At 67.4% G+C, this 18508-nt stretch carries 15 protein-coding genes; 5 read left to right on the plus strand and 10 right to left on the minus strand.

What is annotated here, in order from left to right:
• Positions 1–56: 56 nt before the first annotated feature.
• From IEV93_RS05720 to IEV93_RS05735, 4 genes are read right to left on the minus strand one after another with little or no spacing between them, the layout of a single operon-like run.
• Positions 57–452 carry a universal stress protein gene (locus IEV93_RS05720; protein WP_188487735.1) on the minus strand — a complete coding sequence of 132 codons (396 nt, stop codon included), beginning with the start codon at positions 450–452 and terminating at the stop codon, positions 57–59.
• Positions 449–1978 carry a tripartite tricarboxylate transporter permease gene (locus tag IEV93_RS05725; RefSeq protein WP_188487737.1) on the minus strand — a complete coding sequence of 510 codons (1530 nt, stop codon included), beginning with the start codon at positions 1976–1978 and terminating at the stop codon, positions 449–451. The genes IEV93_RS05720 and IEV93_RS05725 overlap by 4 nt, the downstream gene beginning before the upstream one ends.
• Entirely contained in the window at positions 1978–2511 is a 534-nt protein-coding gene (locus IEV93_RS05730; protein WP_188487739.1) for a tripartite tricarboxylate transporter TctB family protein, read from the minus strand. Before IEV93_RS05730 ends, IEV93_RS05725 begins: the two co-directional genes overlap by 1 nt.
• Complete coding sequence (locus tag IEV93_RS05735) at positions 2508–3476, minus strand: Bug family tripartite tricarboxylate transporter substrate binding protein (RefSeq protein WP_188487741.1); 969 nt, start codon at positions 3474–3476, stop codon at positions 2508–2510. The genes IEV93_RS05730 and IEV93_RS05735 overlap by 4 nt, the downstream gene beginning before the upstream one ends.
• A 127-nt stretch (positions 3477–3603) precedes the next feature.
• On the opposite strand from IEV93_RS05735, the gene IEV93_RS05740 reads away from it, so the two are divergent.
• A complete protein-coding gene (locus tag IEV93_RS05740; protein WP_188490397.1) occupies positions 3604–5229 on the plus strand; it encodes a sensor histidine kinase in 1626 nt (541 codons plus the stop codon).
• Positions 5230–5259: 30 nt separating this feature from the next.
• A complete protein-coding gene (locus tag IEV93_RS05745; RefSeq protein WP_188487743.1) occupies positions 5260–5949 on the plus strand; it encodes a response regulator in 690 nt (229 codons plus the stop codon).
• Positions 5950–6145: 196 nt separating this feature from the next.
• Here the strand turns inward: IEV93_RS05745 and IEV93_RS05750 are convergent, their stop codons facing one another.
• Together IEV93_RS05750 and IEV93_RS05755 are read right to left on the minus strand one after the other, a co-directional pair.
• Positions 6146–7240, minus strand: a complete 1095-nt coding sequence (locus IEV93_RS05750) for an inositol-3-phosphate synthase (protein ID WP_188487745.1) — start codon at positions 7238–7240, stop codon at positions 6146–6148.
• Positions 7233–7880: a PadR family transcriptional regulator gene (locus IEV93_RS05755; protein ID WP_188487748.1), complete on the minus strand. Its 648-nt coding sequence runs from the start codon at positions 7878–7880 to the stop codon at positions 7233–7235. The genes IEV93_RS05750 and IEV93_RS05755 overlap by 8 nt, the downstream gene beginning before the upstream one ends.
• Before the next feature lie 243 nt (positions 7881–8123).
• Here IEV93_RS05755 and IEV93_RS05760 point away from each other — a divergent pair, with 243 nt between their 5' ends.
• The 3 genes from IEV93_RS05760 to IEV93_RS05770 are packed head-to-tail and all read left to right on the plus strand — an operon-like array spanning position 8124 to position 12382.
• The gene (locus tag IEV93_RS05760; RefSeq protein WP_188490398.1) at positions 8124–8528 is read left to right on the plus strand and encodes a DUF5318 family protein; all 405 of its coding nucleotides are present in this window, start codon (positions 8124–8126) and stop codon (positions 8526–8528) included.
• A gap of 48 nt (positions 8529–8576) precedes the next feature.
• The gene (locus IEV93_RS05765; RefSeq protein WP_371873830.1) at positions 8577–10784 is read left to right on the plus strand and encodes a transglycosylase domain-containing protein; all 2208 of its coding nucleotides are present in this window, start codon (positions 8577–8579) and stop codon (positions 10782–10784) included.
• Between the two features lie 14 nt (positions 10785–10798).
• Positions 10799–12382: a glycosyltransferase family 87 protein gene (locus IEV93_RS05770; protein ID WP_188487750.1), complete on the plus strand. Its 1584-nt coding sequence runs from the start codon at positions 10799–10801 to the stop codon at positions 12380–12382.
• 59 nt (positions 12383–12441) lie between these two features.
• On the opposite strand, the gene IEV93_RS05775 is transcribed toward IEV93_RS05770, so the two are convergent.
• From IEV93_RS05775 to IEV93_RS05790, 4 genes are read right to left on the minus strand one after another with little or no spacing between them, the layout of a single operon-like run.
• A complete protein-coding gene (locus tag IEV93_RS05775) occupies positions 12442–13017 on the minus strand; it encodes a GNAT family N-acetyltransferase (RefSeq protein WP_188487752.1) in 576 nt (191 codons plus the stop codon).
• Positions 13014–14504 (minus strand): glycosyltransferase family protein, encoded by a 1491-nt coding sequence (locus IEV93_RS05780; protein ID WP_188487754.1) that lies wholly within the window; start codon positions 14502–14504, stop codon positions 13014–13016. The genes IEV93_RS05775 and IEV93_RS05780 overlap by 4 nt, the downstream gene beginning before the upstream one ends.
• A gap of 3 nt (positions 14505–14507) precedes the next feature.
• The gene (locus IEV93_RS05785; protein WP_188487756.1) at positions 14508–16466 is read right to left on the minus strand and encodes a DUF7064 domain-containing protein; all 1959 of its coding nucleotides are present in this window, start codon (positions 16464–16466) and stop codon (positions 14508–14510) included.
• A 36-nt stretch (positions 16467–16502) separates the two neighbouring features.
• Complete coding sequence (locus IEV93_RS05790) at positions 16503–18506, minus strand: DUF7064 domain-containing protein (protein WP_188487758.1); 2004 nt, start codon at positions 18504–18506, stop codon at positions 16503–16505.
• Between the last annotated feature and the right edge of the window lie 2 nt (positions 18507–18508).

Genomic DNA, 18508 nt, shown 5'->3' on the forward strand with positions numbered 1-18508 from the left:
ACGACAGATGCCGTGCACCCGACCGGGTGCACGGCATCTGTCATCGGAACCAAAAACTAGTGCACCAGTGCGGGTTTCACCGCGAGAACCGGCTTCGGGCACGCGAGGAGCAGCCGTTGAGCGGTGCTACCCATGAGCAGCTTCCCGACCGGTGAGCGGTGCCGGATGCCGATCACCAGCAGATCGGCGTCGTCACGGTCCATCGCGTCGAGCAGGGCGTCCACCGGGTCGACCGAGACGTCCTGCTCGACGACGAAGCTGATGCCCGACGCCCCCAGCGTCTCCTCGAGGTTCCCCACGTCGGTCGAGTCGGCGAAGCGGGGGTCGGCCAACGCGTCCCCCTTGGTCGCGTTGAGCACGGTGACGGCGGTGTCGCGTACCCGCGCCTCGGTGATGGCGTGCTCGAGTGCGGCCCGTCCGTACACATCCGGGGTGTAGCCGACGACGATCATGCGTTCTCCTTCTCACGGGCGGGGGTGGTGTCGGTGGCGAGGGTGATGCGAGGGCCGAAGAACCGGGCGATCAGCGGGAACACGAGCAACGACACGATGATGACGTACACGACGACGGCGATCGGTTCGGTGAAGATGCCGCTCCAGTCGCCCTCGTTGAGCTGCAGCGTCTGGCGTAGCTGACGTTCGATTCGCGGCCCGAGGATGACGCCGATGATCAACGGCAACACCGGGAGTCCGAATCGACGCATCATCAGCCCCATCAATCCAAAGACCAGCAGCAGCGCGAGATCGAGCCACTGCAGGTTCACCGCGTACGCACCCAGGACGGCGAAGAACAAGATGCCTGCGTAGAGGTAGGGCCGCGGCGTCCGCAGCAGCTTCGCCCACAGCGGCGCGAGCGGCAGGTTGAGCGCGAGCAGCAGGAAGTTGCCGATGAACAGGCTGGCGATCAACGTCCAGACCAGCAGCGGTTCCTTGTCGAACAGTGTCGGCCCGGGCTGGATGCCGTAGGAGACGAACGCGGTGAGCATGACCGCCGCGGTCGCGTTGGTCGGCAGACCCAGCGAGAGCATGGGTACGAGAGTGCCTGCGGCCGATGCATTGTTGGCCGCCTCCGGCCCGGCGACACCCTCGATGGCGCCCTTGCCGAACTCCTCCGGGTGCTTGGTCAGCTTCTTCTCGGTGATGTACGAGAGGAAGGTGGGCAACTCGGCGCCGCCGGCGGGAAGCGCGCCGAACGGGAACCCGAATGCGGTGCCGCGCAGCCACGGCTTCCAGGAACGCTTCCAGTCGCTCTTGCCCATCCACGGACGGCCGACGGGGATGACCTCGGCGGGCTTGCGCCGCAGGTGCGCGGCGACCCAGAGTGCCTCACCGAGAGCGAACACCGCGACGGCGATCACGACGATGTCGATGCCGTCGGACAGCTGGGGGATACCGAAGGTGGCGCGCGGCTGTCCGGTGAGGAAGTCGATACCGACCAGTCCGATCGCCAATCCCAGCAGCAGCGAGATGCACCCGCGCAGTTTGGAACTGCCGAGGACGGCGGTGACCGCGACCAACGCCAACAACATGATGGCCAGGTAGGACGGGGCGCCGAGGGACACCGCGAACTTCGAGACGATCGGTGCGAAGAGCACCAGCAACACGGTGCCGATGGAGCCCGCGACGAAGGACCCGATGGCGGCCGTGGCCAACGCCTGCGCGGCCCGGCCGGCCCTCGCCATCTTGTTGCCCTCGATGGCGGTGATGACCGACGACGACTCACCCGGGGTGTTCAACAGGATGGAGGTCGTCGACCCGCCGTACATGCCGCCGTAGTAGATGCCGGCGAACATGATGAATGCCGCACTGGGACTGACGTTGTAGGTGATCGGGAGGAGGAGTGCGACGGTCATGGCCGGCCCGATGCCGGGCAGGACGCCGACCGCGGTGCCCAGCAGGACGCCGATGCACGCGTAGAGCAGGTTCATCGGTGTCGCTGCCTCGGCGAAACCGTTCATCAGCCAGTTGAGGTTGTCCATCAGAGGATCCCGTCCAGAATGCCTGCGGACAGCGGGATCCCGAGTCCGACGTAGAACGCGTAGAAGCTGATCAGCGACAGCGCGAGGCCGATCGCGAGATTGCGGACCCAGTGCCGGTTGCCGAGGATGGTCGCCGCGCCACCGAACAGGCCGGCGCCCACGATCACCCAACCGAGCACATCGACCAGGGCGATGGTCGCGACGAACAGGAGGACCAGCAGGCCGACCGTCTTCCAGTCCGCGGGTGCGGAGGTGTCGATGTCCTCGCCGTCGTCGGGCGTCCCTTTCTTGCCCCGCCAGGTGGCGATGGCCAGGAGCACCGAGCAGATGAGCAGGCCGATTCCGATGACCAGCGGGAAGAGCTTGGGGCCGACAGGGTCGACCTTCGCGAACTCGGCGGTCAGCGAGACGGCGTCGACGATCAGGAACACCCCGACCACGACCATCACCGCGCAGACGACGAGCTGTGCCCAGTCGGGACGCTCGGCCTCGGTCTCCTCCGGCCCCTCGGGACGGTTCAGTGTGGCGGTCATACCAACCCCAGCTCGGTCAGGGTGGACTCGACCCGCTGGTCCTGCTCACGCAGGAACTGCGCGAAGGGTTCGCCCGTCTCGAACGCGTCCGTCCAGCCGTTCTTGCTCAACGCTTCTCTCCATTCGTCGGTCCCGTGCAGCTCGGTCAGCGCGGCGACCATCTCGTCGCGTGCGGCGTCGGACAGCCCGGGCGGCGCGAGCACGCCGCGCCAGTTGGTGAACTCGAGGTCGATTCCCGCCTCGCGCAGCGTGGGCGCGTCGACGTCGGCCACCCGCTCGGATCCCGATACCGCGAGTACGCGCACCTGGCCTGCCTCGATCTGGTCGACGTACTCGCCAAGGCCGGAGGTGCCGGCCGCGATCTTGTTGCCCAACAGGGCCGTCAGCAGATCGCCGCCGCCGTCGTAGGAGATGTAGTTGACCTTCGTGGGATCGATCCCCACCGCCTCGGCGGTCTCCATCGGGAAGAGGTGGTCGGGTCCGCCGGGTGACGAACCGCCTCCGATCGTCACCGACGACGGGTTGGCCCGCCATGCGCGTATGAGGTCGTCGACGGTCTTGAACGGTGAATCCGCGGGTACGAGAATGCCTTCGGGCTCCTCGACCATCTTCGCCAGTGGCGTCGCATTCGACACGCGCGCCTTGGAGCCGTTGGTGTAACCGGCGCCGACGACCCCGAGCCCCATCATCATCATGAGATCGTTGTTGCCGGACTCGTTCATCAACCGCGCCATCGCCACGGTGCCGCCCGCACCGATGACGTTGAACACCTCCACGCGTCCGGTGATGTCCTTGTCCTCCATCACCTTCACCGCGGTGCGGGCGGTGAGGTCGTACCCGCCACCGGGGCTGTTGGGCACCATCATGCGTATGCGGTGTAAGCCCTCGCCGTCGTCGCCGCGGGTGACTCCGCACGCCGCGACGAGCAGCAGCAGCGCCAGGATGACGCCCAGCCGTTTGCGCATCGGTCCTCGATTCGTGTCGATGATGTGAGACTGTGATCGAGGCCAAGCATGAAGCCAAAGGTGAGCCACGTCACCTTTTCGGAGCCAACGAAAGTAGTGTTCTTTGTGGTCGCGACCGAAAGTCCGTCTGCGGCGAGGACCGGGACGTCCCGCCCGCCGCGGTCGTTCCCTGGCGGGCCAGTTCCTCGTGCTGCAGTTGCTGGTGGTCGCCGTGGTCCTCGGTGCGGTCGCCGCGATCTCCATCCACCAGTCGACCACGGAGTTCCGCGACATCGCGGGCGGACGCATGCTGTCGGTCGCGGAGAGCCTCGCCTCGACCCCGATCGTTCGTGAGCAGTTGGCTGCCCCGCTGGTCGAGCAGGTGCTCGCTCCCGACGTGGACCGGGCTGTCGCACTGTCCGGTGCCACCGTGGCCGAGATCGTGTCCCCGAACGGCAGGGTGATGGTCTCGACCGATCCGACCAGGGTGCGGGGTGACGCAGACCTCGGTGACAGCGACGTCCTGGGTGGACGCGGGTGGTCCGGCGACGTCGACATCGACGGCCGACGGTCCATCGCCGGGCACGTCCCGATTCTCGACACCGACGGGCGAGTACTGGCGGTGGTGACCGTCTCGGAGAACTACCCGTCGACGTGGATGCTGTTGTCCGACGCCGGTGCTCGCCTGCTGATCTACCTCGGTATCGGTGCGGGGGTCGGGGCGGTCGGGTCCTGGTTGCTCTCCCGTCGCATCCGACGACACACCCTGGGCATGGAGACCGCGGAGATCGCCGGCCTCGCCGATCACCGGGAGGCGTTGCTGCACAGCATCGCCGAGGGCGTCATCGCGGTAGGCAACGACGGTCGCATCACGATGATCAACGACAGCGCCTGCGTCCTGCTCGATCTCGAGCCCGACGTGGTGGGCACACCCGTGGCCGAATCGGGCATGGACGCCGGTGTTCGCGAGATCCTCCTGTCCCCAGGTGATGTGGAGGATGTGATCGTGACGACATCGACGCGGGTGCTGGCGCTGAACCGCCGCAGCGCGACGAGCAGACGAGCCGAGAGTCGCGGCCAACACATCGGGTCGGTGACCACCATGCGTGACAGCACCGAACTCGCGTCCATGCAGAGCCAGCTGACCTCGCACAAGAGCGTCACCGACACCCTCCGGGCCCAGACACACGAGTTCGCCAACCAACTCCACACCATCTCCGGGCTCGCGCAGCTCGGCGCCTATGACGACGTCACCACCTTCGTGGGGACCCTGACGCGTCGGCGCGCGGAGATCAGCGAGTCCATCACCGCGCACATCGGCGACCCGGCGGTCGCCGCGTTGCTGATCGCCAAGACATCGCTGGCGGCCGAGACCGGCGTCCGGCTGACGCTCGACCCGTCGTCGCGCCTGCGAGCCCTCGACCCCGCTTTGTCGACCGACGTGATCACCGTCGTCGGCAATCTCGTGGACAACGCGCTCGACGTGTCCCGCGACCACGGCTCCCGGTCGATCACCGTCCTGGTGCGCGACGAATCGAGTTCGGACGTCCCCGATCTGTGCGTCGAGGTCGTCGACTCCGGGCCCGGGGTGCCGCCCGAGAAACGTGAACTGATCTTCTCGCGAGGGGTGAGCTCGAAAACCGACACCCCGGGCGGGCGGGGGATCGGGCTGGCGCTGGTGCGTCTGGTCAGCGCTCAACACGGTGGCACCGCCACCATCGACGACGCCGAATCCGGTGGCGCACGTTTCCGCGTCCGCATGCCGCTCGGCTGACGACCGCTCACGACACGGTAGGAGAAGGCAGTGCCCACAGTGCTGGTGGTCGACGACGACTTCATGGTGGCCGACATCCACCGTCGGTTCGTCGAGGCCACCGACGGATTCCGTGCCGTGGGCGTCGCGCACTCGGCTGCGCAGGCACGCGCGAGCATCGCGACGTTGCGACCGGATCTGATCCTGCTCGACGTCCATCTGCCCGACGCCTCCGGTCTCGAGGTATTGCGCGAGCTCCGCGCGGCCAAGGACCCGGTGGGCGTCATCATGATCACCGCTGCGCGCGAGGTCGACACCGTCGCCGACGCATTGAGTGGTGGCGCGGCCGACTACCTCATCAAGCCGTTCGAGTACCCGCAGCTGCGCGACAAGCTCGAGGCGTTCGCGACCCGCTTCTCCGCATTGCGGAGCGGCGAGGCCGATCAGAACCTCGTCGACTCGCTCTTCGGTGCCGGTTCCCCGGCGGGTCCGGGCGAGACCGCCGAACGCTTCCCGAAGGGGCTCTCACCGGAGACCGGAACCCTCATCCTCGACGCCGTCGCCGGCGGGGCGGAGTTCTCGGCGACGGAGTGCGCCGAGGCGGTCGGTATCTCCCGGGTCAGCGCGCGACGCTACCTCGAGCACTACCTGGAGTCAGGTGTGCTCGAAGTCCGTCTCCAGTACGGCCGCGCGGGCCGACCGGTCCGCAAATACCGGGGACGCGAGCAGCGAGGGAACTGAAGCTGACTGGGTGGAAAGCACCATCGAGTGTGCTGGCAGCGGGTCGTGAGAATGCTTGCGGGACAACGCACACTCGATGAGTGCTTTCCGCACTGTCGGCGGTGTGAAACGTGCGTTGCGCGTGTCGGGCACGTTCCATGCGAAAGGCCCGCACCTCGAGATCGAGGTACGGGCCTTTCGACGTACTACGGACGAATCACTCAGCGGCGCTGATGAACGTCTCGAGCTCCACGCGCGCGACGTCGTCGGCCATCTGCTCCGGCGGGCTCTTCATCAGGTAGGCCGAGGCCGGGAGGATGGGTCCACCGATGCCACGGTCGAGGGCGATCTTCGCCGCGCGGACCGCGTCGATGATGATGCCTGCCGAGTTGGGCGAGTCCCAGACCTCGAGCTTGTACTCCAGGTTCAGGGGCACGTCGCCGAAGGCGCGACCCTCGAGGCGGACGTAGGCCCACTTGCGGTCGTCGAGCCACGCGACGTGGTCCGAGGGTCCGATGTGGACGTTCTTGTCGTCGATCTTGCCTGCCAACGAACCATGCAGGTTCGAGGTCACGGCCTGGGTCTTCGACACCTTCTTGGACTCGAGACGCTCACGCTCGAGCATGTTCTTGAAGTCCATGTTGCCGCCGACGTTGAGCTGGTAGGTCCGGTCGAGCGCGACACCGCGATCCTCGAACAGCTTCGCCATGACGCGGTGGGTGATGGTGGCACCGACCTGGCTCTTGATGTCGTCACCGACGATCGGGACGCCCGCGGCGCGGAACTTCTCGGCCCACTCCGGGTCGGAGGCGATGAACACGGGCAGCGCGTTGACGAAGGCCACGCCCGCGTCGATGGCGCACTGTGCGTAGAACTTGTCGGCCTGCTCGGAGCCCACCGGGAGGTAGGACACGAGGACGTCGACCTTGGCGTCCTTGAGGGTCTGCACCACGTCGCCGCCGTCACCGTCGGCCTCGGTGATGGTCTCGCGGTAGTACTTGCCGAGGCCGTCGAGGGTGTGGCCACGCTGCACGGTCACGCCGGTCGGGGGGACGTCGGCGATCTTGATGGTGTTGTTCTCCGAGGCGAAGATGGCCTCGGACAGGTCGAATCCGACCTTCTTGGCGTCCACGTCGAACGCGGCGACGAACTGCACGTCGCGGACGTGGTACTTGCCGAACTTCACGTGCATGAGGCCGGGAACGGTGACGTTCTCGTCGGCGTCCTGGTAGTACTGCACGCCCTGAACCAGGGATGAGGCGCAGTTGCCCACGCCCACAATGGCTACGCGCACAGAGTTGTTGTCACCCATGGTCGGGCTCTCTTTCTGTATTCGGTGTTACTGACGTTGCTTCGCCGGTGGTTGCCGACGGGACGGATGTGGCCGCGGTTTCGGACGCATCCGGTTCGACGATCGCTGCGTCGTCGGCGGCTGCCGACGATTCAGCGGCGATGAGCTCGTTGAGCCAGCGCACTTCGCGCTCACTGGACTCGAGACTCAATTGGTGTAGCTGTCGGGTGTAGCGGTCCACTGCACGATTGGACCGTCCGACGGCATCTCGCAGACCTTCGCGACGTTCCTCGACCTGGCGACGACGCCCTTCGAGGATCCGCATACGGGCCACTGCCGGCGTGCGGCTGAAGAATGCGAGGTGCACTCCGAAGCCGTCGTCGGTGTAATTCTGTGGTCCGGTGTCTGCGACCAGTTCGGCGAATCGTTCTCGCCCCGCGGGTGTCAACTTGTACACCCGGCGCGCACGTCGTTTCAGGGTTCCCTGCGGACCGGCTTCCTCGGCGATGATTCCGTCGGTCTGCATTCTCCGCAGAGTCGGGTACAGCGAGCCGTACGAGAAGGCTCGGAATGCACCCAACAGTCCGGTGAGCCGCTTGCGCAGCTCGTATCCGTGCATCGGGGTGTCCAGGAGCAGGCCCAGCACTGCGAGTTCCAACATTGCTTTCGATACTCCTTCCCGACCTGTCGAACGAACGTGTGCAGCAAGTATTACACGCAATGTATCGGCCCGATATAACCGGGATAGGAAACCACGCATGAACTGGGGTTTGCCGAGCTCATTCGGGCGGGTGTCCGGCCGGGGCCGCGACGACCGGTCCTCGGCGTCGTCGGACGGGTCGCCGGGGTTCGGCCCGAACCTGGGGGTGGTCGCAGGGCTGCACGTACTCTTGATGACGTGCTTGTGCAGAGACAGACGGTCGATTACGCGCTGCAGCGCCGATCGCTGCTGTCCGACGTCTACGCGGGACGCGCCGCCATGCGCACCGTCTGCGACGCGGATCCGTATCTGTTGCGCGCGGCGAAGTTCCACGGCCGCCCCAGCACCGTCCTGTGCCCGGTCTGCCGCAAGGAACAGCTCACCTTGGTGTCCTGGGTTTTCGGTGACAAGCTGGGCACGGTCTCCGGGTCGGCACGCTCGACCGAGGAGATCACCCGGCTCGCCGAGTCCGCCGAGGAGTTCTCGGTACACGTGGTGGAGGTCTGCCGGACGTGCCGGTGGAACCACCTGGTGCAGTCCTTCGTTGCAGGGCTGCCCGTGCGGCCCCGGGCGCGGCGGACCAGACGTGTGGCGGGCACCGGCGAGTGACCCCTTCCTCGCGGCGTGGCGCCGACGTGGCCGGGAACAGTGTGTTCGATCGATGAGTATGGAGACGTGGTTGTGAGTAACGGAACCGGCGCGCAGCCGCGCACCGTCCGCGAGAAGAAGCGCACGCGGCTCAAGGTCGTCGCCTGGCTGTTCGGGCTCCTCGGCGCCCTCGTGCCGCTCGGTGTCGTCGTCATGGCGGTGGTTTTCCTGTTCACCTACCTCGGCCAGTCGGTACCCGGACCCGACGACATCAAGCAGAACCAGGTCGCGACGATCCTCAACTCCAACGGCGGAGAGATCGCGCGCATCGTCCCGCCCGAGGGCAACCGCACCGACGTCACGATCGACAAGATCCCCAAGTCGGTCCAGGACGCGGTCATCGCGGCCGAGGACCGTCAGTTCCGCAGCAACGCCGGCTTCTCCATCAGTGGTCTTGCGCGCGCGGCGATCGGGCAGGTCACCAACAACGCCGACGCCGGCGGTGGGTCGACGATCACCCAGCAGTACGTGAAGAACGCCCTCGTCGGCGACGAGCGCAGTTACACCCGCAAGTTCAAGGAACTCGCGATCGCGACCAAGATGTCGAACGAGTGGTCCAAGGACGACATCATGGCCGCCTACCTCAACACCATCTACTTCGGTCGCGGCGCCTACGGCATCTCGGCGGCGTCGCAGGCCTACTTCAACAAGGACGTCTCCGACCTCACCGTCCCCGAGGCCGCGGTGCTCGCATCCTCGATCCGGTCGCCGTCGTTCTACGACCCGGCGACCAACATCGCCGCGGCCCAGGCGCGCTGGCGCTACGTGCTCGACGGCATGGTGACGATCGGTGCGCTGACCCCGAGCGACGAGTCCACGCTGAAGTACCCGCGGGTCGCTGCGGTCAAGGATGTCTCCGGCAGCGTCACCAACGGTCCCAACGGACTGATCAAGACGCAGGTCCTCGCCGAGCTCAACTCGCTGAACATCTCCGAGCAGCAGGTGCAGACCGAGGGGTTGAAGATCACCACGACGATCGACCCGCAGGTGCAGCGCTCGGTGGTGGCCTCGGCCAACGGTCAGCTGCAGGGTGAGCCGAGGAACATCCGCGACGCGGTCGTCTCGATCGACCCGAAGACCGGGGGCGTCAAGGGCTACTTCGGCGGCAACCAGGGCCAGGGTTTCGACTACGCCCAGGCGGCGTTGCAGACCGGCTCGTCGTTCAAGGTGTTCGCGCTCGTCGCGGCGCTCGAGCAGGGTGTCCCGCTGTCGAAGGTCTACAGCTCCGCGCCGTTCGAGGCGCCGGGTGGGCTGACGGTGACCAACTCCGACGGTGAGAGCTGCGGCTCGTGCAACCTGGCGACGGCACTGAAGTTGTCGCTCAACACCGTCTACTACCGCCTCATGATGGACCTCGACGGCCAGGCGCAGGCCGTGGCCGACGCGGCCCATCAGGCCGGCATCGCGGAGAGCTTCGGCGACATCGCCAAGACGCTGCAGAACACCGACGGCACCGGCGTCGAGGGTGGTGTGGTCCTCGGCCAGTACCCCTCGCGCGTCATGGACATGGCCTCGGCGTACGCGACGCTGGCGAACCAGGGCGTCTATCACGCACCGCACTTCGTGCAGAAGGTCGAGACCGCGGACGGGACCGTGCTCTACGAGCGCAAGCCCGACGCCGGTCAGCGTCGCTTCTCGGCCGCGGTGGCCAACAATGCAACCGCAGCCATGGAGCCGATCGCGGCCGCATCGCGCGGACACGCCCTCGACGACGGCTCTCGTCCCTCGGCGTCGAAGACCGGCACGACGCAGCTCGGCGACACCGGACAGAACAAGGACGCCTGGATGGTCGGGTACACCCCGTCGCTGTCGACCGCGGTCTGGGTCGGCACCGATCGCGGTGTCGCACTGACCAACTACCAGGGGTCGATCGTCTACGGCTCGGGTCTGCCGTCGGACATCTGGCAGGCCGCGATGGACGGCGCACTGGAGAACAAGCCGATCGAGCAGTTCCCGGAGCCGGCGGAGATCGGTGGCGTCGCGGGCGTTCCCTATGAGGCTCCGGCGACGACCGAGCAGCAGACACGGACCTCACAGTCGCGCAGCGAAGAGGAATCGACCGGTCCGAGTGAGACGTTGGCGCCGCCGTCGCTGACGCTCGCACCCGGCGTGACCATCCCCCTGCCGGGCGCGCCCACTCCGCAGGAGGTGGAGCCGACGCCGCGCGGCAACGGAAACGGCAACGGCAACGGCAACGATCCCGCCGCCGGGCCGTAGGCGTCCGGGCCGAGATGACACAGTGGGATTCGCCGACACGGCTGTCGGCTGATCTTCGCGAGGACTCCGACCGCGAGCTCCCGACGCGGACCGACGTCATCGCGCGCGAGGCGTCGATCGCGGTGGGCGGCCCCCTGGGACTGCACGCCGTCGTCGGACGCAGCCGCTACTTCACGCCACTGCGCGTCATCATGCTGTTGGCGCTGATCGCCCTGGCGCTGGGTTGGTACGGCAAGGCGGCCTGTCTGCAGCAGGCGCCCAAGGCAGGGACCCAGACGCTCGAACTCGACTGGAGTCAACACCGGCAGTACATCGCCATGTGTTATTCCGACACCGTCCCGCTCTACACCGCCGAACGCCTCGACACCGGTGCGCTGCCGTACAAGTCGTCGTGGTTCCAGAAGGGACCGGACGGCGCGACCGAGCAGCGGTACATGGAGTACCCGGTCGTGACCGGCATGTACATGTACGGCGCCGCGCAGGTCGCGCACGGTTGGCAATGGATGCACGAGCACTGGGGCGTGCCGTCGGCGCTGGACGTGGTGCTGTTCTTCAACGTCGTCGCGCTGGGTCTCGCACTGTTCTGGCTCGTCACGATCTGGGCCACCGCCCTGACCGCCGGTGTGCGGATCTGGTCGGCGTCGATCGCCGCGCTCTCGCCGTTGGTGATGGTGCACATCTTCACCAACTTCGACGCGATCGCCACGGCGTTGCTGGCCCTGGCCATGTTGGCGTGGGCCCGCCGGAACCCCTGGGCCACCGGCCTCTTCCTCGGCATCGGTGTGGCCACGAAGTTGTATCCCGGCCTACTGCTGATCCCCCTGCTGGTGCTGTGTCTGCGCGTGGGCAAGGTGCGCGAGTTCACCGTGACCGCGTTGGTGGCCGTCGGCACGTGGCTGCTGGTCAACTTGCCGTTCATCGTCGGGACCCCGACGGGGTGGTGGGAGTTCTTCCGCTACAACGCCGATCGCGGCATCGACCCCGACACGTGGTTCAACGTGGTCAGCTCGGTGTCGAACTACGACTGGGGCGCGGGGGCCGACGGCAAGTCGGCTCTGGTCAACGCGTTGTCGCTGGGGTTGTTCGCCCTGGTCTGCGTCGGTATCGCGTTCGTCGGTCTGCACGCACCGACCCGACCCCGTCTGGCGCAGTTGATGTTCCTGGTCGTCGCGGGGTTCCTCGTGGTGAACAAGGTGTGGAGTCCGCAGTACTCGCTGTGGTTGGTGCCGCTCGCCGTACTGGCGATCCCCCGGACGAAAATGCTCATCGCGTGGATGGTGCTCGACGCCTTGGTGTGGGTGCCACGGATGGGGTTGTACCTCCCGGAGAACGTCAAGTGGCTCCCCGAGCCCTACTTCATCGGCGCGGTGGTGATCCGCGGGATCGCGGTCGTCGGCCTCTGCGCACTCGTGGTCTGGGAGATCTACCACCCGCGACACGACGTGGTGCGCAACACCTCTCGGGGCGGCTTCTTCGACGACCCGGGCGGTGGTGTGCTGGACAACGCGCCCGACACGCTCCGGCTCCGGCGTCGCAGTCGTGCGGTCGAACCCGATGCGCCCGAGCCCGAACACCGGGAGCCCGTCCCGCAGCTGTGACCCGTCGACTGGGCGGCTGCGGACGTCGACTGGGCGGCTGCGGACGTCGACTGGGCGGTTCAGGCGATGCGCGCCTGCAGGCGGTCCCGATTGGCGGGCCAGTCGTCGTCGGTCATGGCGTATTGCGCAGTGGTGCGCCACGTTCCGTCCGGGAGTGGTCGATGTTTGCGCAACAACCCCTCGAAGGTCGTCCCCAGCTTGAGGATGGCTGCGCGTGACTGCGCGTTGCGTTCGTCGGTGTGCCACACGATGCGGACCGCGCCCGAGGACTCGAAAGCATGGTGCAGCAGGAGAAGTTTGGCCTCCGGGTTGACCGCCGTGCCCTGCACCCGCTTCGAGTAGAAGGTGTAGCCGATGGCCGCGGAGCGGTTGGCGGGGTCGATGTCGTAGTACGACGTGGTCCCGACGACGGCGTCGTCCTGCAGGTCGATCACCGCGAACGCGACACGGTGTGGGTTGTCGATCGCGGTCGAGATGTAGGTGCCCGCCGACGCGACGTCACCCGGGACCGACGTCCAGCGGAACGCGTCGGGTTCATCGACCGCTGCGGCCAGGGCCTCGGCGTCGGCCCCGACCAGCGGTCGAAGTCGGATGTGCTTGCCCTGCAGCGTCGGTGATCCCAGCCAGCTCGTCATACGGAGACGGTATCGGGGACCTTGTCGGGCGGACCAACGGTTTTCCGGGCGTACATGCGGACCGGGGCGCGCACGAACGCGAAGATCAGGATCGCCAGCAGCAGAGCGTGCGTCCACACCCCGAACTGCACGCCGCCCATCACCCACCACTTCATCGGTGAGCCGGAGGTGTAGATGCCGAACAGCCGGAAGATGGTGAGGTCCAACGACAGATCGGCCAGCAGATACAGCACGATGATCGGCCAGGCCACCCGCAGCAGCACGAAGAACGGCAGGATCCACAGCGTGTACTGCGGGGAGTGCACCTTGTGGAAGAGCATGAAGCCGGCCAGCATCGCCGCCGACACCCCGATCCACGGGTAGGGCTCACCGGTGCGCCACACGCGCACACCGAGATAGACGACCAGGACGAACGACGCGAGGATCAGCAGCGGCGACGCGACACCGACGACCGAGTTGTAGCTGATGCCGGCGGCGTCGGTGAGATGGCGTACGCCCCAGTACCAGATCGAGTTCGTGTCGACGTCGGATCGCCGTTTGCCCTGGAACGACAACGCAGCCTTCCACCCCTCGAAGCCGAGGATCATGAACGGCAGTTGTGCGGCGAGGACGGTGACGATAGCTGCGCCGGTCACCCAGGCGGCACCCACCCAGTCCAGTCCGGCCCGACGGACCGACAGCATCCGACCGCGCAGAGCTCCCGAGCGCTCGGCATCGGCCGGTTCTTCGATCGACCAGTCGCCCGCCGAGCGCGCGCCCTGACCACGCGTCAGCACATAGGCCACCAGGGGCACGACGAACAGGCCCGGATACAGCTTGAGCGAGAAGCCGATGGACAGCAGGACCGCCGCGATGATGGCGGCCGTCAGGAACGGGATCCGTCGACGCCCGGTCCGCGGCGACTCCTGCGCACCGAAATACATGACCGCGACGGCACCGACGACCGTCGCCACCACCGGCGTCTCCCAGTTGTGGAACGAGTACAGGATCAGCGGCGGCGTGCCTGCCCACAGCAGGGCGCGCCAGCGGGTCATCAGGCCGAGCAGGACGGTGATCAGGATCCCGAACGGGAGCAGGATCAGGGCCGAGTGCTGGAAGAACTGGGTGTCGGTGTGCGCTCCGATCGCGCCGAAGTACATCAGCAACCCGGAGAGCACCGGGTACTCCACGACGCCGCCGTAGAGGACACCGTCGTCGGTGATGCCGCCGTGGATGTACGGGAAGACATGGTTGTTGATGTCGCGCCCGATCCACAGGAACTGCAGGTCGGAGTAGCACGGCATGAGCAGTTCGTTCTTGCCCACCGGCCAGTGCTCGCTACGACCGTCGGCGAAGTAGGGCGCGCCGCCGCAGTCGAGTTTCCCGAGGTAGCCGAGCCACATGAGGATCAGACTCAGGACGACCAGTACGAGGAGGACGACGGCGATGTTGCCGCGCGCCGCCAGCAACCGCAGCCGCCATCGATCGGTGGTGGAGACGGGGGGCATGGGCTACAGGTTAGGGGATCCGGTGTTCCACTCCACCCAGCCGACTCCCCGGCGACCGTCCGAACGGGTGAACTCACCCCACGCGCGCGGCATCACGCTCACCGAGCCCCGGACGCTCTCCGTCCGCTGCGGCGCCTGGGCGACGGCGCGGAACGTCATGGTCATCGATCCCGGTTCGAGGGCGTAGGTCATCGACCGCACCTGGTCGGGGCCGATGTCGCCGTCGACGAGTCGACACTTGTCGAGCGCCAACAGGGGTGCGCCGGGCTGCTGGGCGTATCCCATCGAGATCGACGGCAACGACGGCAGGCGGATGTCGACGCCGTGGACGCGGGTGCCGTCCTCGAAATGCGCCGACAACCAGAACCACTGGATGTGCCACCAGTTCTGACCGTCCCAGGCGTGGTCGCGTTGTCCGGGCGCGTCGATGGGGATCGGCTCGGTGGGCAGGCCCTCCCCGGCGAGGCTGATCGTGCCGGTGACCATGCACGGGATCTCGTAGACCCGCGTGAGGTCGTACTGGTACGGATCGCCGGAGGTGTACCAGTGCAGATCGAGGCGCACACCGACCGGACGGCCGCCGACCCCACGGCTGACGCCGGCGGGATCGTCGTGGGCGGTGCCGATCGCGTCGACCGTGACGTGCACGTGCGCCAACGGGATGACCGGGACATGGGTCGCGGTGATGGTGTCGGTGCGAACGCTCTGGACCCGGCCGAGTTCGAAGCCGGACTCGCTGACCGTGACGGTGGGGATGTCGGGTCCGCAGACGGCCAGGGCGAACCACCCGTCCGGGTTCTCCGGTCCGACCCCGAACCGCATGAACGCGCCGATACCGGCCGCGGGATCGGCGACGTCGAGGTACCACGTCTCGTTCCACTCGCCGCCCGGTCTGGCCGGGTGTGCCGACTCGTCGGTCGGGTCGACGTAGGTCATGACCGAGCGGGCCGCCCCGACCGGCCGGGAGCTGTCGAGATCGGTGAGGAATGCGCAGGCACGACCGAACAGGGTCAGCCAGAGCTCGTCGGACCCTGGGGTGGGACCGGCCGCGGCCCAGGACACGAGCACGTTGACCAGGCAGACGAACGCGTTGTCGCGGACGTCGCGTTGCAGGGACTCCAGACTGCCGGGAGCGGCGTCACCCAGCGACTCCTGATAGACCGTGATCAGGGTGTCGCCGTAGTCGAGCCGCATCGACCGGTCGAGGGTGCCGAGGAACCAGGCCAGGTCGGCGGCCGCGAAACCCCAGGAGATGCCCTGCCACCCGGTGATGGTGATCGGTCGGTCCGACCCGGATCGGCCGAGCAGGATGTTGCCGAGACGGAAGTCGCCGTGGACCACGCCGCGAAAGGCGGAGGTTTGCTCGCGGTGCCCGACGATGGCGTCGACCGACGCGACGATCCGGTTCGCGACCGTGAGGTCACGCAGATCGATCCGCTCGCCGAAGTTCTCGACGAATCGCACGTACAGCTCACCGAGGCGGCGGTGGTCGATCGGCTCGGACGCCGGGATCCACTGCGCGTCGGCGGCCCGACGACGGAAGGTCGCGTGGACATCGGCCAGAGCGGCGACCGCCAGATGCGCCTTCCCGCGGGTCAGCCCGACCAGCTCGTTACCGTGGCGGACCGGGCCGGGATCGACCAGGACCAGCCAGAACTCCCTACGTCCGGGGTCCAGGTGCGCGTGCAGGCACGGAGCGACGGTGCGCAGGGCGAGCGTGGTCGGACGTGAATAGAAGAGGTGATCCCGCCGGAAGGGTTCGTCGGATCCGGTGTGATCGGGACGGGCGGTCGTGACGATCACCGACGCCGGACACGACGGGTCGCGAGATCTCAGGTGCACCCGCACGGTCACCGACGTGGGCGAGACGGCGAACGGTTCCACACGGAACTCGTCCACCGTTCCGACGACCGCGGCCAGCCAGTCGACGGTGATGTCGTCGGTCGACCACCAGTGCGCCACCGGACCACGATAGGAGGCCCGCGACGCCGACGACGCTCAACCCGGCAGGTTGCGGTTCCATTCGACCCATCCGACGCCGCGACGCCCGTCGGCGTCGGTCCAGGTTCCCCAGGCCCGTGGGAAGTACGCGACGCGGCCGTCTTCGGCGACCAGACGCAGCGGTCCGTGCCCGAGTGGATGGAAGTCGAGGGCGATGGTGCCCGGCTCGATCTGCAGGGCTGTCGACCGCGCGAGGCCGTCGTCACCGATCACCTCGGTGGCCCGGTGCGTGTTGAGCTCGACGGTGGGCTGCCCCGGGTGCTGCGCGTATCCGATGCTGATGGCCGGGATCTGCGGGATGCGCAGATCGAGTCCGTGCAGGTGTGTGCCGTCCGGGAAGTGCGATGTCGTCCACACCCAGTCCATGCCCCACCAGTCGCGGACACCCCAGGAATGGTCGCGTTGGCCGGGGGCGCCGATGGTGATGGGCGCCAAGTCGATGCCGTCGCCGGAGATGGTGATGACCCCGGTGACCCGGCACGGGATCTCATAGCGCGGGGTGAGGCGATACAGGTAGGGGTCGCCGTCTGTGTGCCAGTGCAGGTCGAGGCTCACCTGCACCGCGCGACCGTTCGGATGGTCGCCGAGGATGTCGGCGGGGTCGTCGAACGCCTCGCCGCGGCCGGTGAGCGTCACGTGGGCGTGGGTCAGCTCCTCGACGATCTCGTGGGTCGCGGTCACCGTGTCGGTGGAGACGGCAAGGCCGGCCGGCGGTGCGAGATCGAAGTCGAGGATCGCGATGGTCGGGATGCCCGGACCGCAGATCATCGCGGTGTACCAGGCGTTGTCGAGCGCGGGTGTGATGCCGAGACGGACGAACGCGCCGATGCCTGCTGCCTCGTCGGCGACGTCGAAGTACCAACTCTCGTTCCAGAGTTCGTCGGCTCCCGGGGTGTGGGCGGCCTCGTCGGTCGATTCGGGACGCAGCGGTGTGGGGTCGGTCGGCTCGGGGAGGAGCGCGACGGCGTCGAGATCGAGGGCGTGCTCGCAGTTGCGGCTGAAGGCCGCCATGAACATCTCGTCCCCGCGGCCGGTGCGTTCGACGAGCATCGGCGACACGATCGCCATGATGATCCCGAAGAACGTCTGCAGCCGGACGTCCTCGCGAAACTCGTCGAGGTGTGCGGGCGCCTTGTCGCCGAGACCCTGGTGGTACAGCGCCACCAGCTCATCGGAATGGGCGCGACGGTCGTCGGTCGTCATCGCCGTGCCGAGGAGGTAGGACAGATCGGTCGCCGCCGGGCCCCAGGTCACCGTCTGCCAGTCGACGGCGATCACCGGGCGGGAGGCGTCGTCGGTGCTGAAGAGCAGGTTGTCGAGTCGGTAGTCGCCGTGCACCAGGCCGGTGGCGCTCACGGAATCGGTCGAGAGCTGTTGGTAGCGCTCGAAACCGGCGACCAATGTGTCCGCGACGACGGTGTGCCGCGGATCGAGACGGTCGGAGTATCGCTCGACGAAACCGGTGTAGAGCATCGAGAGAATCGGCCCGGTGATGGGGGACTCACGGTTGAGCCACGGCGCGGACTCGAGTGAGGGATGTCCGATGCAGGGGGCGTGCAGCTCGGCGAGGGCGGCGACCGCGAGGCGGGCCGCACCCGGGGAGGCGCCGTCGAGCTCGTTGCCCACCGTCGCCGGACTGACGTCCTCGAGGACGAGACAGAACGTCCCGCTCTCGGGCTCGTACTCGGCGTGCAGGCATCCGGCGAGCGCGCGGCTGTCGATCGACGGCGCCACGTCCTGGTAGAACCGGACCTCACGTTCGTAGAGGCCCATCGACACACCGGAGCTGCGGCTGGTCTCGTCGGAGGCCGCGACCTTGACGATCACCGCAGCGGGTCCGTCACCGGCGGAGTAGGTGAGGGTGACGCGATGGTTCTCGCTCACCTGCCCGGTGCCGATACGTTCGGTGGAGAAGTCCGACACCGTCCCGGTGCCCACGACCGCGGACAACCACTCGGGCGTGAGATCGGCGACGGTTGCCACTGCGAGTGAACTGGTCATGG

The sequence above is a fragment of the Williamsia phyllosphaerae genome, assembly GCF_014635305.1.
Taxonomy (GTDB): domain Bacteria; phylum Actinomycetota; class Actinomycetes; order Mycobacteriales; family Mycobacteriaceae; genus Williamsia_A; species Williamsia_A phyllosphaerae.

What these genes read in the sequence shown, in the direction of transcription:
- IEV93_RS05725 (WP_188487737.1), bottom strand. Translation starts at nt 1,978, where the DNA reads ATGGACAACCTCAACTGGCTGATGAACGGTTTCGCCGAGGCAGCGACA.
- IEV93_RS05755 (WP_188487748.1), bottom strand. Translation starts at nt 7,880, where the DNA reads ATGTTGGAACTCGCAGTGCTGGGCCTGCTCCTGGACACCCCGATGCAC.
- IEV93_RS05735 (WP_188487741.1), bottom strand. Translation starts at nt 3,476, where the DNA reads ATGCGCAAACGGCTGGGCGTCATCCTGGCGCTGCTGCTGCTCGTCGCG.
- IEV93_RS05720 (WP_188487735.1), bottom strand. Translation starts at nt 452, where the DNA reads ATGATCGTCGTCGGCTACACCCCGGATGTGTACGGACGGGCCGCACTC.
- IEV93_RS05790 (WP_188487758.1), bottom strand. Translation starts at nt 18,506, where the DNA reads ATGACCAGTTCACTCGCAGTGGCAACCGTCGCCGATCTCACGCCCGAG.
- IEV93_RS05775 (WP_188487752.1), bottom strand. Translation starts at nt 13,017, where the DNA reads ATGACGAGCTGGCTGGGATCACCGACGCTGCAGGGCAAGCACATCCGA.
- IEV93_RS05730 (WP_188487739.1), bottom strand. Translation starts at nt 2,511, where the DNA reads ATGACCGCCACACTGAACCGTCCCGAGGGGCCGGAGGAGACCGAGGCC.
- IEV93_RS05780 (WP_188487754.1), bottom strand. Translation starts at nt 14,504, where the DNA reads ATGCCCCCCGTCTCCACCACCGATCGATGGCGGCTGCGGTTGCTGGCG.
- IEV93_RS05750 (WP_188487745.1), bottom strand. Translation starts at nt 7,240, where the DNA reads ATGGGTGACAACAACTCTGTGCGCGTAGCCATTGTGGGCGTGGGCAAC.
- IEV93_RS05770 (WP_188487750.1), top strand. Translation starts at nt 10,799, where the DNA reads ATGACACAGTGGGATTCGCCGACACGGCTGTCGGCTGATCTTCGCGAG.